This window comes from Streptomyces sp. NPDC103540 (assembly GCF_055584445.1).
On sequence record NZ_JBVJMA010000008.1, the window covers coordinates 313,841 to 326,247 of the forward strand.

11 protein-coding genes are annotated in these 12,407 nt (G+C 70.9%); 4 read left to right on the plus strand and 7 right to left on the minus strand.

The window, feature by feature from the left end; genetic code table 11:
* Positions 1-224: 224 nt before the first annotated feature.
* Together ACZ6ZI_RS21475 and ACZ6ZI_RS21480 are read right to left on the minus strand one after the other, a co-directional pair.
* On the minus strand, positions 225-1,703 hold the full coding sequence (locus tag ACZ6ZI_RS21475) for an MFS transporter (RefSeq protein ID WP_469523223.1): 1,479 nt from the start codon (positions 1,701-1,703) through the stop codon (positions 225-227).
* Between the two features lie 457 nt (positions 1,704-2,160).
* Positions 2,161-3,273: a DNA alkylation repair protein gene (locus ACZ6ZI_RS21480; RefSeq protein WP_469523227.1), complete on the minus strand. Its 1,113-nt coding sequence runs from the start codon at positions 3,271-3,273 to the stop codon at positions 2,161-2,163.
* Positions 3,274-3,596: 323 nt separating this feature from the next.
* On the opposite strand from ACZ6ZI_RS21480, the gene ACZ6ZI_RS21485 reads away from it, so the two are divergent.
* Entirely contained in the window at positions 3,597-4,040 is a 444-nt protein-coding gene (locus ACZ6ZI_RS21485; protein WP_469523230.1) for a hypothetical protein, read from the plus strand.
* Between the two features lie 152 nt (positions 4,041-4,192).
* Here the strand turns inward: ACZ6ZI_RS21485 and ACZ6ZI_RS21490 are convergent, their stop codons facing one another.
* A complete protein-coding gene (locus ACZ6ZI_RS21490) occupies positions 4,193-5,806 on the minus strand; it encodes a sigma-70 family RNA polymerase sigma factor (protein WP_469523233.1) in 1,614 nt (537 codons plus the stop codon).
* A gap of 121 nt (positions 5,807-5,927) precedes the next feature.
* The gene (locus ACZ6ZI_RS21495; RefSeq protein WP_469523236.1) at positions 5,928-7,034 is read right to left on the minus strand and encodes a metalloprotease; all 1,107 of its coding nucleotides are present in this window, start codon (positions 7,032-7,034) and stop codon (positions 5,928-5,930) included.
* A gap of 358 nt (positions 7,035-7,392) precedes the next feature.
* Between ACZ6ZI_RS21495 and ACZ6ZI_RS21500 the strand changes: the two genes are divergently transcribed.
* On the plus strand, positions 7,393-7,632 hold the full coding sequence (locus tag ACZ6ZI_RS21500) for a chaplin (RefSeq protein WP_469523238.1): 240 nt from the start codon (positions 7,393-7,395) through the stop codon (positions 7,630-7,632).
* Positions 7,633-7,912: 280 nt separating this feature from the next.
* Here ACZ6ZI_RS21500 and ACZ6ZI_RS21505 read toward each other — a convergent pair whose 3' ends face one another.
* Positions 7,913-8,785, minus strand: a complete 873-nt coding sequence (locus ACZ6ZI_RS21505) for a DUF4394 domain-containing protein (RefSeq protein WP_469523241.1) — start codon at positions 8,783-8,785, stop codon at positions 7,913-7,915.
* Positions 8,786-9,090: 305 nt separating this feature from the next.
* Here ACZ6ZI_RS21505 and ACZ6ZI_RS21510 point away from each other — a divergent pair, with 305 nt between their 5' ends.
* Both ACZ6ZI_RS21510 and ACZ6ZI_RS21515 read left to right on the plus strand, forming a co-directional pair.
* Positions 9,091-9,552 carry a hypothetical protein gene (locus ACZ6ZI_RS21510; RefSeq protein ID WP_469523243.1) on the plus strand — a complete coding sequence of 154 codons (462 nt, stop codon included), beginning with the start codon at positions 9,091-9,093 and terminating at the stop codon, positions 9,550-9,552.
* Positions 9,553-9,914: 362 nt separating this feature from the next.
* Positions 9,915-10,403: a GNAT family N-acetyltransferase gene (locus ACZ6ZI_RS21515; protein WP_469523245.1), complete on the plus strand. Its 489-nt coding sequence runs from the start codon at positions 9,915-9,917 to the stop codon at positions 10,401-10,403.
* 82 nt (positions 10,404-10,485) lie between these two features.
* Here ACZ6ZI_RS21515 and ACZ6ZI_RS21520 read toward each other — a convergent pair whose 3' ends face one another.
* Both ACZ6ZI_RS21520 and ACZ6ZI_RS21525 read right to left on the minus strand, forming a co-directional pair.
* A complete protein-coding gene (locus ACZ6ZI_RS21520) occupies positions 10,486-11,709 on the minus strand; it encodes an MFS transporter (RefSeq protein ID WP_469523248.1) in 1,224 nt (407 codons plus the stop codon).
* A gap of 24 nt (positions 11,710-11,733) precedes the next feature.
* Entirely contained in the window at positions 11,734-12,333 is a 600-nt protein-coding gene (locus ACZ6ZI_RS21525) for a malonic semialdehyde reductase (RefSeq protein ID WP_469523251.1), read from the minus strand.
* Positions 12,334-12,407: the final 74 nt, after the last annotated feature.

Consider the following 12,407-nt stretch of genomic DNA (forward strand, 5'->3'; position numbering starts at 1 on the left):
GGGTGGAATGGGCAGCCCACCGTTCCCGGTTTCCTCAAGGCCTGCGGCATTCGCGAGGGCGGAGCGTCGGTCGGCGGTGTGCCCGTCGCGTCGGCCCTGGCCAGGCCCACGGGGCACGGTCGGTAGGTGCAGAGCGCCGGCCGTGGCAGGGGCGGTTGGCGGCTGCGCTCCGGCATCGTGGGTCGAGGACCCCGGCCGACGTCGCGGCCGGGGTGGGGAGTGGCTCAGTCGGTCTGGTGGTCGGCGTGCTTGGGCAGGTGGAACATCAGGGCCCACATCAGGGCGAGGAGGCCGCCGGTCCACCACAGCACGGTGAGGAACGCGTCGCGGTTGAGCGCGGCGTCGGGTGAGCCGTTGGTGGTGGAGAAGAACACCAGGGCGGTCAGCGCGGTACCGAGGGCGATGCCCAGGTGCATGACGGTGTTGAACAGGCCCGAGGCCGATCCGGCGTCCTGGTGCGGAACCCTGGCCAGGGACATGTCGGCGAGCGGGCCGCCGACCATGCCGAGGCCGAAGCCGATCAGTACCACCGGAGCGGTCATCGACAGCAGGGTCAGGTCTCCCCGGCCCGTGTCGGCCTGGTGTCCGTAGGCGGCCATCGAGGCGAGCGTGATGAGGGCTCCGGCCTGCGGCAGGCGGCGGGCGAAGCGCCCGGCGCTCCTGGTCGTGATCGTCGCGCCGGTCAGCTCGCCGACGGAGAGCAGCGCGAAGGCCACAGCGGCCTGGAAGGGGCTCATGGCCAGTCCGTGCTGGAGGTAGAGGGTCCAGGTCATGAAGAACAGACCGCACAGCAAACCGTGCGCCAGCTGCGCGGCCGTGCCGCCGGAGAACTGCCGGCTCCGGAACAGGGACAGGGCCACGAGCGGTGCGTCGCCCTGCTCGCGCCGTTGCCGGCGCAGGAAGACGGCAAGAAGGAGGAGGCCGGCGACGGGCAGCGCGCGGCACCACAGCGGCCACCCGCGGAGGTGGCCCTCGGTGAGCGGGAAGACGATCAGGACGATCGCCGCCGCGGACAGCAGCGTGCCGGGCAGGTCGATCCGGTCGGCCTTCCGAGCGGTCGACTCGGGGATGAACCTGCGCCCCAGGAGGAGTACGGCGAGGCCGACGGGCACGTTGACCAGGAAGATCGGCCGCCAGGACAGCCCGAACAGGTCCGCCTCCGTGAGCAGGCCCCCCATCACCGGGCCGAGGACATTGGCGAGCGACATGACGACCCCGTACAGGCCGAACACCCTGCTGCGGTTCTTCCCCTCGAAGGTGACGTGGAGGGTGGCCAGGATCTGCGGGATCATGATCGCCGCGCCCATGCCCTGGAGGGTTCGGCCACCGATCAGCACACCGGGTCCGGGGGCGAGGCCGCACAGCAGCGAGGCCGCGGTGAACACGACGGTGCCGATCAGGAGGATCCTGCGCCGGCCGTAGAGGTCGCCGAGGCGACCGCCGGTGATCAGGCCGACGGCGATGGGCAGGGAGTATCCGGTGGTCAGCCACTGCACCGCGTCCGGTCCGGCGCCGGTCGACTCCTGGATGGCGGGCAGGGCGGTCAGGACGACCGACTGGTCGATCATGTCCATCAGTTCGGCGCCCAGCAGTACCAGAAGGGCGATCCAGGCCGCCGAGCCCATCTTCGACAGGCCGGGTGCGGGGTGGTCCGGGGGTGGGGTCGGGCGCTGCGGCTCGTTGTCGAGCGCGGGGGAAGACACGACGGGAAACTCCTGATCCGAAGGAATCGGGGGAGCTCTGCGGACGGCCGCGCCGGGGCCGGAGACACCGGGGCCCGGGGCAGACGCGGAGCTGCACCCGGGAGAAGAAAGGAAACGGCGAGGGAGGGTGACGCAACTCAGGCCCGTGCGACGTCCGCCCCCGCACACGTGCGACACAACAGCACGCGGGAACACGGACGACTAAACGGCCTGGTTAATACGAAGTCACCTCAGGATCGCGATGAAGGAGGAACAGTGAATCCGATCGCTGCCACCGGTACCCCGGCCCGGCAACCGTTCCAACATACGACACCCGCGGTCCCGTCGCACACGAATTCGGGCTGGGGGGCGTGCGGTCAAGGCCAAGACGGTGATCACGATCTGCCCGCACAGATGATCGGACTGACGCCGGGGCCCGGGGCCCGGGCCCCGGGGCGACGGGAAGGAGTTGGCCGGGTCAGTGCTCTTGGGCCGGTCCGGGGGATGTGTCGGCGGCGGTGACGTGGACCTCGGTCGCCCCGAGGACGCGTCCGTTGGCCTGGATCTCGATGCGGTGAGGGCCGGGGTGGATGGTGCGGATGGAGACGTGCGCGAACCGGTGTCGGCGTGAGAAGTCGACCGTTTGGCCGGCGGGGAGGTCCCGGACGGTCAGCTTGAACACCTTGCCCGCTTTGGGGCCACGGATCCCCTGGTAGTGGACCAGGTAGTCGATCGCGGTTCGCGTCGCCTCGGCGGCGCGCAGCGTGAAGGTGACGGTGGTCGACTCCCCGATGGGGATGGTGGCCGGAGAACAGACGAGGTCGGTGATCTCGATCGCGGCACGGTGATCGAACCCCAGGACCGCGAGCGCCTTCGGGTGTCCACGCTTGACGAGCGTCCGCAGGCCGTGACGCACGACGAAGTCACCCTGCGTGCTGTTGAGGGACCAGCGCCGGGCGGTGTCGAGGGCGAGGTCGGGGTGGTCCTTGCTGATGTCGTTGAGGTGGTTCGCCACGGAGCGGCGCACGTAGGGAGAGCCGTCGTTGACCAACGGCTCCAGCAGCGCCAGCGCGGGCGCGGGATCGGCGATGAACCGCGGGATCCGTGAAGCCCAGGGCAGCCGCGGGCGCGTTCCCTCCGAGACGAGGCGGCGCACGTGCTCGTCCGGGTCGGTGATCCACTCTCGGAACCGCTCCATCGTGACCTCGTAGTGGGCCTCGATGAAGGGGCGGATCGCGAACTCGGCGGTGTGGCGGGAAGTGAGCGCGGCCAGCAACGGCAGCGCGACGTCGGGCCGGTCCAGGAGCGCCGAAGCGACGTAGGCGTTGACGGGCATGGACGCCCATCCCGTGAGCCCTCCGTCGCGCAGGGCACCACGGATCACCCGGTCGGCTTCGTCGGCGGAGGTCGGCATCGTCGCCGTGAGGGCACGGGCGATCCAGTCGACTCGGGCCTTCAGCTCCAGGTCACCGATCCCGGTGCACGCGAGCTCCTCGAATCCCGCCTTGTCGAACGAGGTCGAGGCACCCGCGAGGTCATCCGCGAGACGCCCGATGAGCCGCGGCGACAGTTCATCCTTGAAATCGGCCATCTCAACACCCGGCCATGATCACGTGGAGGCCCCCGGCGACTCGGCCCGTACGGCTTCCGGCCGGGGGAAGGAGGAGCTCACCACGTCCCCTCTGATCATCTGAAACGAGCGTGAACACTGACTCGGGCATCATGATCCGGAGTCTGCCACGGACCACTGACAACCGGCCGAGCCCCCAGGCGCGCCATCCGGCGACGGCCCCCCGCTCCGCCGTTCTCCCGTTTGACCGAGCCTTGGCCCTGTCCGGGGTTGGGCAAGGAACATGGGGTGCGAGGTGGGGCGAAAGGTGGGGGGGAAGGGGCTCATGGCGGAGGATTCGTGCCATGCACGAGACCTTCCGCTTCCGCTACCTCCACGCCGGCATGGGCCTCGCCGCCGACCTGTGCGTCGACGCGTACGAGACGGACGGGCCCCCGACCGCCCCCGCACTCCGCATCAACCGCTCCCTGTACCTGCGCCTGCCCGCGGACCGAACCCCTTACTGGCTGGAGGCGGCCTGGCTTGCCTTCGGGGCTTCCCTGCACGCCGATCAGCTGGCCAGCGGTCGGGCCGTGGTCCTCGATGTCGATGCGTTCACGTATCCGGGCGCCGACTTCCGTGCGGAGGTGGCCGCCCTCGCTCTCGACGGCTGGATCCATCGTCGTTTCGGTCTCGCGCCCTGCGGCGCCTCGGTGACCTACGACAGGTCCGCTCACCGCTTCGCCTTCACATGGCCGAGCGCGGTCACCCCCTTCGCCGACGAGTTCCCCCCGCCGGGCCGGGCCTGAGTTGTCGCGTACCTGCCCTCCAGGCCGCGCGCCGGCCCGGCGCGGGCCAAGCCGAGCGAATACAACATCGAGCTGACGGCCGGCCACGACGGATCCGTCTGGTGCTGACCGGCACCGGACCGGGCGGCCGGGGCCGGTCGGCCACCGGGCCTTCACCGGTGGGCGAGGTCCAGGGTCCAGAGCTCTTCGCCTTCGGAGTCCTTGGCGTATCCGATTCCGGCGTCTTGGTGGTCGCAGTCGAGGATGGCTTCGCGGTGGCCGCCTCCGGTCATCCATGAGCGGACCGCCCTTTCGGGGGTTGTGTAGTTGCTGAGGTTCTCGTTGTTTCCGTCGGTGTCGTATCCGGCTGCCTCGATCCGGTCGGTGGAGTCGAGGCCTTCGGGATTGGTGTGGTCGAAGTAGCCGCGGGTGGCCATGTCGTCGGAGTGGGCCTGGGCGGCGCGGGTCAGGAGCGGGTTCGAGCGGACGGGTGCGCAGCCGGCTTTCACGCGTTCGGTGTTGACGGCGATGAGCATCCGCTCGGTGTACGAGGGCGTGGGGGTGGAGCGGGCCGTCGGTGTGGCCCGCCGGGTGGGGGAGGTGGAGGGGGTGGGGGAGGCGGAGGGGGACGAGGCCGGCTTGGGCGCAGTGGTGCCGGAGGCGGCTTCTCCGATCAGTGGGGTGGGTTCCGGTTCAGGGACGGCCGAGTGGGCCTGGGCGGCGCGCAGTTCGGTGTTCGGTGTGGTGTCCCGGTCGAGTGTGGCCAGGCCGGCGGTGCCGGCGGCGACGAGCAGTACGAGGCAGGCCACGACCAGGGGTGTGCGCGCTCGTGTCACGGCGGCGCGCCGTCCGCTGCCCTTGGTTTCGGGCGCATCGGGCCATGGCGAGCCGCCCGTACCCGTGTGCGCGTTCCCCTCGACGCGGTGCGGGTCCGTGACGAACGGTTGCTGCGCGGCGGCCAGGACCAGCTCCGGCGCGGCGGTTCCGGCGAGCCGGGCGAGTCCGGCGGTGACCGGAAGCAGGGCGAGCCCCATGAGGAGGCCTTCGGCGGGCACGAGTCCGCGGGTGCGGCGGGTGCATTCGGGGCAGGCGCGGGCGTGTCGGGCGAGGCGTTTGCGCCAGAGTGCGGAGGGTGTGCCGTCCCAGCGTTCGGTGAGTTCGTCGAGTTGTGGGCAGCGTGGTTCGGTTGCGAGGGCGCGGACGACGGCGCGGGAGGCTTCCAGTCGCTCCTTCATGCGTTGGACGCGCACGGCGGTGTGCTGTGGGGAGAGCTCCATCGCTTCGGTGACTTCGGCGCGGCTGAGCTGTCCGGCGGCCTCCAGCCACCACAGGGACAGCAGGGTGCGGTCGTCCTCGTCCATCCAGCGGGTGGCCTCGGCCACCTCGGCCCGCTGGCCCTTCAGACCGAGGTGCGTGATCGTGAGGTTGACGAAGTCGGCGCCCGGGTCGGCGAAGGCCTCGTCCCCGTCCACGTTCTCGTGCAGGGACGTGCGGGCGGCGCGTGCGGCCTGTAGCGCGCGCCAGTGGTCGCGTATGCGGTTGGTGGCGATGGCGACGAGCCAGGCGCGGAAACGTTCCGGCTCGCGCAGTGCGTCGAGGTGGGTGAGGGCGCGGATGAAGGTGTCCTGGACGATGTCGTCGACGTCGGCGTGGCCGCCGCCGAGGGCCCGTCCGGCGATGTTGTAGACGAGCGGCAGGTGGTGGGCGACCAGGCGGTCCCGTGCCCGGGTGTCGCCCCGCTGGGCGTCGAGGACCAGGGCGGTCGTGCTGTCGTCGGGCTCGGGCATGGCGGGTTCGCTTTCGGTGCCGGTGCGTGCGGTGTGTGGTGACGGGGTGGGTGGGTGGCCCCGGGTTCCGGAGTGCGGGACCCGGGGCGGAGGGACCATGATGCCGGTGGAACCGGAATGCTCAGTACCGAATGGTGCGGTTCTCGATGATGCCGCGGGCCTGGCCGGTGATGGGCAGGCCGGCCTTGGGGCGGGCGGTGAGCCAGTAGTCGCGGAAGGTGCCGGGGTGGCTGGTGATCATCGCGTCGACGGTGCGGTCCCAGTTCCCCCCGTCGGGCCCGCCCTTGGCCCAGAGGTCGAGGAGGGCGCCGACGACCCGCCCTTCGACCTGGTCACCGGTTTCCCAGCCGGTGGGCTTGTCGAAGTCCACGGACGAGCTGTCGCTGTAGACGTAGCGGCGGTCCCCCATCGCGTACGCGGCAACGGCGTCGGGGAAGCCCTCCCACAACGCGCAGGTGGCGGAGGTCCGCTTCCCCATCGGGTGGGTCGCGCAGTTGGTGACGTAGGGGGCGTTCCCCTTGTAGAGGCGACCCATGAAGAAGTGGCCGGCCTCGTGCAGGACCAAGTGCTGCGAGCGCGGGTCAAGGCCCGCGAGGTGGACGTAGCCCGTGCCGCCGTCCCACCACGACCCCTTCTTCCCGTCGTTCTTCCACACATACGTCAGCTGGGTGCACTGACCGGCGGCTTCGTTGCGCGTCCAGCACGGAGTCTGGGTGTTCGCCCGCTTCCACCACAGCTTGTTGGTCGTGTCGACGGCCTTCCAGGCCAGCGCCATGTCGGTCGGCACCTTCACCGTGCCGAGGTTCTGCACCGCGGAGGACCCAGGACGGGTCGCGGAGAAGAAGGTGTACTCCTGGAGGGTCTTCGCGTCGCTGACGACCCTCCAGGCACGGGTCGAGGACGACAGGAACTTCACCCGCAGCCGGCTCATCGGCTTGCCCGCGGTGGTGTGGCAGGCGTTGAAGGTGCCGTCCTGGTGAGAGGTCAGCCCGGTGGCCAGACGCGACTCCGGACCCGAGGAGGTGGCGCTGCCCCACAGCTCCCAGTTCGCGTTGCGGGCCACCGAGGTGACCAGCGGCTTGCCCGCGGTCTCGGAGTCGACGGCGTCGAAGGCCAGCGTGCCGCGAACACACACGCTCCCCGGCACCGCGGCGCCGGCCGACCCGACTGCCAGCCCGGCCGACAGGACACCCCCGGCGAGCGCGGTGACCCCCGCGGCGATCTTCACGGACCTGCTTCTGACACGGCGGTGCAGCGCCATGGTGGTGCTCCCTTGTTCGCGCCCGGCGGTGCTGTTCGTACCGCCGGGCCGGGTGTGGGAGGGCGCCGGATCGGTGCCCTCACCGCTGAAGACGGAGCGAAGGGGCTCGCCATAACGAAAACCTGATCGGGCGCAGTGACTTTCTCGTCCACTTCCTGTGCACCGGAACTCATCCGTTGGAGGGAAGCCGGGTCTCTCGGCCAAGCCGCCGGGGGTACGGCGGCGAAGACCGGGCGTGAGGGAGCCCGAAGGCGTTTGCGGGGGTTCCTCACCGGCCGAGCGGGACCTCTGCGCGGCCGTGCACCCTCATGGGAGGTACGAAGACATGGTTGATGTGCGACGAGGTCTGGCCATGGCCCTGGCGGCCGGTGCGGTGGTGGTGGCGGGGGCCTCGGTGGCGTCCGCGGACGCGGGCGCGCAGGGCGTGGCGGCGGGCTCGCCGGGCGTGGGCTCGGGCAACCTCATCCAGGTGCCGATCCACATCCCGGTCAACGTCTGCGGCAACACCGTCAGCGTCATCGGGCTGCTGAACCCGGCCTTCGGCAACACCTGCGTCAACGCCTGACCGTTCGTCGCGAGCACGAGCTCCGGTCCTGCGCCGCCAAGACGGGGAGGCGCGGGACCGGTGACCCGACGCGGCCCCGGGGACGGCGGCCGGCGTCCTGATGCCCGAGTAGCCCGCACCAGGGGGAAATCCATCCGCGACCGGTGGCCCTGCACCCTTCCCCGAAGGGTGCAGGGCCACCGTCATGGCCGGCCTCTCCGCGTGGATCGGCCGGCCGGCCCGGCCCGGTGCACCGGTCCCCCGTCGGAACCGGTTTCCCGGGCCGGGCGTCAGGGTGCGGCTACTTCTGGTTGATGGGCAGGGCCAGGTCGGTGACCCGGTACTTGGTCGGGAAGGCGCCCTTTTCGGTGGCCTTGCCGGTCAGCACGTCGATCGCGTAGAGGCGGTGGACGCCGGAGTTGTTGCCGATGGCGGCGAAGCCGTGGTTCGTGCCGGCGGCCGGGTTGTAGTAGATGTCGAAGCCGGCGTCGAGGGCGGCGTCCACGCCGAGGGTGCCGGTGGGGGCGAGCGTGCCGGCGTTGGCGGGGGACTGCAGGGAGATCCGGTCGGCCATCGTGTCGAGGTCGAACAGAGTCGTCGCGGTCGCGGCGTTCAGGTCGTTGTTGGTGTAGGCGGCGCCCGTCACTCCCATGGCGGTCGACGGCGCAGTGGTCGGGTTGGTCAGGGTGCCGTCGACGGTGGTGGTCAGCGGCGCCGCCGGGTCGTCGATGTTGTGCCGGAGGTTCTGGCCGGTGTCGGAGATCACCCGCAGCCGGTTCGCGGCCGGGTTGAAGTCCACCCCGAACGCCGTCCCGGCGAGCGCCACGGTCAGCTGGGACACCTTCACCGCCCGGGCGTTGGTGGTGCTCAGCGTGTAGACGCCGCCCCGGTCGCCGACCCCGTACAGCTTCTCGTCCTGCACGCGGAAGTCGATGCCGACCAGCTTGGTGTCCCCGGCAAGCCCGGAGACCCTGCCCAGCGACCAGGTCTTCGAGGGCTTGTTGACGTCGAACTCGACCAAACGCTGGTCGCTGGTGAGCCCGACCGCCCCGAGGGCCTTGTGGTCGTGGGCGGGCAGGGTCTGCGGCGGAGCGTCGGAAGCTGCCAGGGCGGGCGCCGCGCACAGAGCGGCGAGCACAGCAGCGGAAACGGCGGTCGCGGTGCGGTTTCGCAAAATTCCTCCAGGTATGGGCGCATCGGCAAGGTGGCCGACGGCTTGTACGGGGTTCGTCACAGCGGCCGCGATGGACAGGCCACCTGGGGGAAAGCCACCCACCCGGCCCAAGCGGCACACGAAACGAAGCTCCAGCCGGGTGGTCGGGCCCGTACTCCGTGACCTCTGCGCCCACGCGGCCGGCTGAGGTCTGGCAGGGGGCGCGGGGGCGGTCGTGCACTGAGCGCCGCAGTCGGCGGGGGCTGCCGTGCGGGCGCTCAGCCGGTTCAGGAACCGGACTCGTTCGGGGCGATGTCTGGGCAGAGGTGGAGAACCTTCTGTACTGCGCCGTGTTGTTCGCGCCGATCCTGGCGCCCTGCATCTTCCTGGGCGCCGCCATGGCGTTCGTCCGGGTCGCCGTATTCGTCAGGCAAGCCCGGAAGCGGCAACCGACCCTGGTGGGACACCTGCCAAGCAGCGCCCTCTGCGCTCTGGTAGCGGTCATGGCCGGTGCGGCGGCGTACGGCGCGTACTCGTGGGGCGTGATGTCGGGGTTCTACATCCTGGACCCGGACCAGGTGTGCGCGGTGCAGGGCGTACCCGGTGATCACATCGTGACGCGATGGACGTTGCCGGTCAGTGCTCAGTGCGTCACGTCAGACGGCGTGGGAACCGAACTGGCCCCGGGCTGGGTAAATCCCCTGATCTTCACAGGTCTCGCGCTGTTCGTGCTTTCCCTCCTCACGGGAACCCTCGCGGGAATGCGCCGACGCTTCCTCCTGCGGTGAGACTTACGCGGCCACGTAGAGCGCTCACAACCGAAGCGCTCAGGCACGATCGGGTGCTCCCGCGGGCGGGTGCTGAGGACGTCTTCGACCGGCTCCGCCGGCAACGGGCCTCGGGTTGAAGGAGGCCGTGGCGAAGGATGTGCGCCGTGCACGAGACCATCCGCCTCCGCCACCCCGGCGACCGTGCGGTGGTCGTCGGCCGGACGGCCACGGCCCGGAACCGCTCCGCGAGCCCTTCCCCTTTGAGTGGGGACCCGGCCGCGCCCGCGCAGGTGCGGATAGGCTCGGCTTGATCGACACGGGGTGGGTCGGAGCCCGGTCCGGGGCCTGGTCGCCGTACGCGAAAGAGGGGATCGGGAGCGATGACGAAGGACTACCGGGACGGCGAGGACCGGTGCGTGACGCTCGAGGAGATCACGGACGAGAACTGGCGTGCGGTCGCGGACGTGGCGCCCGCTGATGACCAGCGCCGCTTCGTGGCCGCTCTCGGTGCGCGCTACCTGTTGCTGTCCATGCGGGACGGGGTGTGGAATTCGCTGGCCGTGCGGGCGGGGGAGGAGATCGTGGGCCATGTGATGTGGGCGTACGACCAGGAGGGCGGCAGCCACTGGATCGGCGGCATGATCGTCGACGCGGCCGAGCAGGGCAAAGGCCTGGGCCGTGCCACGATGCAGACCCTGATCCGGCGCCTCGTCGCCCTTCCGACCTGCCGGGAGATCCGGCTCTCGTACCACCCGGAGAACATTCCGGCCGCACGCCTCTACTCGAAACTGGGTTTCGAGCCCACCGGCGACTTCGAGGACGAGGAGATCGTCGTCGCGTTGGGGGCGGGGGGAGCAGCGGCCGCCTGAGGGTCGGACGTACGCCGTTGCCGGCTCGGCGTCGAACGCGTAGGGGCGCACGGTCCGGCGTGGCCGCCGGTTGCCGTCCGGGTCAGGTGAGGACGAGGAGCGTGGCGAGGGTGGGGCCGACGGCGCCTCCGAGCTGGTAGCACAGGACGAAGAGTCCGATGGCGGCGGGCCGTTGCGGGGCCGGGACCTGTCGGGAGGCGTGTACGGAGAGGACCGCGTTGCTTCCGGTGGCGACGAACACGGCGGTCGCGGCCGCCAGGAGCAGGAGGGGCGCCGAGGACGCCGTAAGCGCGATCAAGGGTGCGGCGGTCCCGAGCGCGATGAGCAGGATGAGGGAGCGTCGGTGTCCCAGGCGGCCGGCTGCGGCGGCGAGGATCCAGGAGAGCGCGGAGCCGGTGAGGAGCGCGAGTGCCTGGCCCGTGCCGATCGTCGCGCCGGACCATCCTGTGCGGTGGCGGGCGAGCTCGGGCAGGGCGAAGAGCAGGGTGAAGTAGCTGGTGGAGAAGACGAACGCGAGGAGTGCGGAGCGGCGGAAGGCGGCTGAGCGCAGTGCGGTGGCGGGCACGAAGCCGTCGGGGTGGCGCCGTATGTGGAGCGCGAGGGGGACCGCGAGGGCGGCGGCTGTGAGTGTGCCGGCCAGGGGGGCGCTCGGGGTGAGGACGAGGGCGGAGGCCAGGGCGACGACGAGGCTTGCGCCGACGGCGTCGAACGGGGTGGTGCCGGAAGCGGGCGCGTGCGCGGTCTCGTCCCTGGCGAGGTGGAGCCGGACGGCGGGGACGGCCAGGAGCGCGAGGGCGGAGACGGTGAGGGGGGCGCGGGCGCCGAGGGTGCTCGACAGGAGGGATCCGAGCAGCGGTCCGATGGCGCCGAGGATGCCGAACCCGGCGGTGATCGCCCCCATGCGCCGGGTGGATCCGGCGAGGTTCATGGCCACGGCCACCAGTCCCGCGCCGCCTGCCGCCTGCGCGGCCCTGCCGGCGAGTGCCAGGGGTATCCAAGGGGCGAGTGCGAGGGTGGCGGTGCCCACGAGCACGATGATCGTGGAGGTGAGGAGGGTTGCCGCGGCGCCTCGGTGGCGTATGAGGGCGGCGAACAGGGGGGTGCCGATGGTCATGGCCCAGGCGAAGACGGTCACCGTCCACGTCGCCTGATCGGTGGGGACGCCCAGGGATCGGGCGATGTCCGGGAGGATGAGGACGGGGGCGTTGGCCCCGGTGGCGATGGGCGCGGCCAGCAGGGCGAGCCACAGGGCCGACAGGCGGCGGGTCGGTGCGGGTGCGACGGGGGGTACGGCGGCGGTGTGCACGAGGACGCTCCGGTTCTCTCGGGCTCAGACGGTGGTGACGGCGTCGTCGTAGGCCAGGCGCGGGGAGCGGGGGTACCAGGGGTTTTCGCCGGGCCTGCCGATGTTGACGACCATCAGCGGGGTGTGGTCGGCGTCCAGGAAGTCCTCTTGGACGCCGGCGAAGTCCAGACCGGTCATCGGGCCGGCGGCGAGGCCCGCGGCGCGGATCCCGATGATGAAGTACGCGGCCTGCAGGGCGGCGTTGAGCGCTGCGGAGCTCTCGCGGACCGGGCGCTCGGCGAAGAACACGTCCTTGGCCTGCGGGAAGTGGGGCAGCAGGGAGGGGAGTTCGTGCTGGAACTCGTTGTCGGCGGAGAGGATGGCGACGAGCGGGGCGGTGGCGGTCTTGGCGCGGTTGCCGTCGGCCATGTGCTTGACGAGCCGTTCACGCGCCTGGGGGGTGCGGACCAGGGTGATGCGCAGCGGGGACTGGTTGTAGGCGGTGGGACCGTACTTGACGAGGTCGTAGATCGCCTGGATCTGGTCGTCGGTCACGGGTTCGTCGGTGAAGGTGTTGGCGGTGCGGGCCTCGCGGAAGAGCAGGTCCTGGGCGGAGGCGTCGAGCAGGAGGGCGGAGGAGGACATCGAGGATCCGTTCGTTCAACGTCGATAATTTCAACGTTGATATATCCTGTGACGCGTGATCAAGGGCGAACGAA

Bases quoted from the DNA above. Each gene is read 5' to 3' on its own strand.
- ACZ6ZI_RS21490 (WP_469523233.1), bottom strand. From the start codon at position 5,806: ATGCCCGAGCCCGACGACAGCACGACCGCCCTGGTCCTCGACGCCCAG.
- ACZ6ZI_RS21515 (WP_469523245.1), top strand. From the start codon at position 9,915: ATGACGAAGGACTACCGGGACGGCGAGGACCGGTGCGTGACGCTCGAG.
- ACZ6ZI_RS21525 (WP_469523251.1), bottom strand. From the start codon at position 12,333: ATGTCCTCCTCCGCCCTCCTGCTCGACGCCTCCGCCCAGGACCTGCTC.
- ACZ6ZI_RS21500 (WP_469523238.1), top strand. From the start codon at position 7,393: ATGGTTGATGTGCGACGAGGTCTGGCCATGGCCCTGGCGGCCGGTGCG.
- ACZ6ZI_RS21485 (WP_469523230.1), top strand. From the start codon at position 3,597: ATGCACGAGACCTTCCGCTTCCGCTACCTCCACGCCGGCATGGGCCTC.
- ACZ6ZI_RS21480 (WP_469523227.1), bottom strand. From the start codon at position 3,273: ATGGCCGATTTCAAGGATGAACTGTCGCCGCGGCTCATCGGGCGTCTC.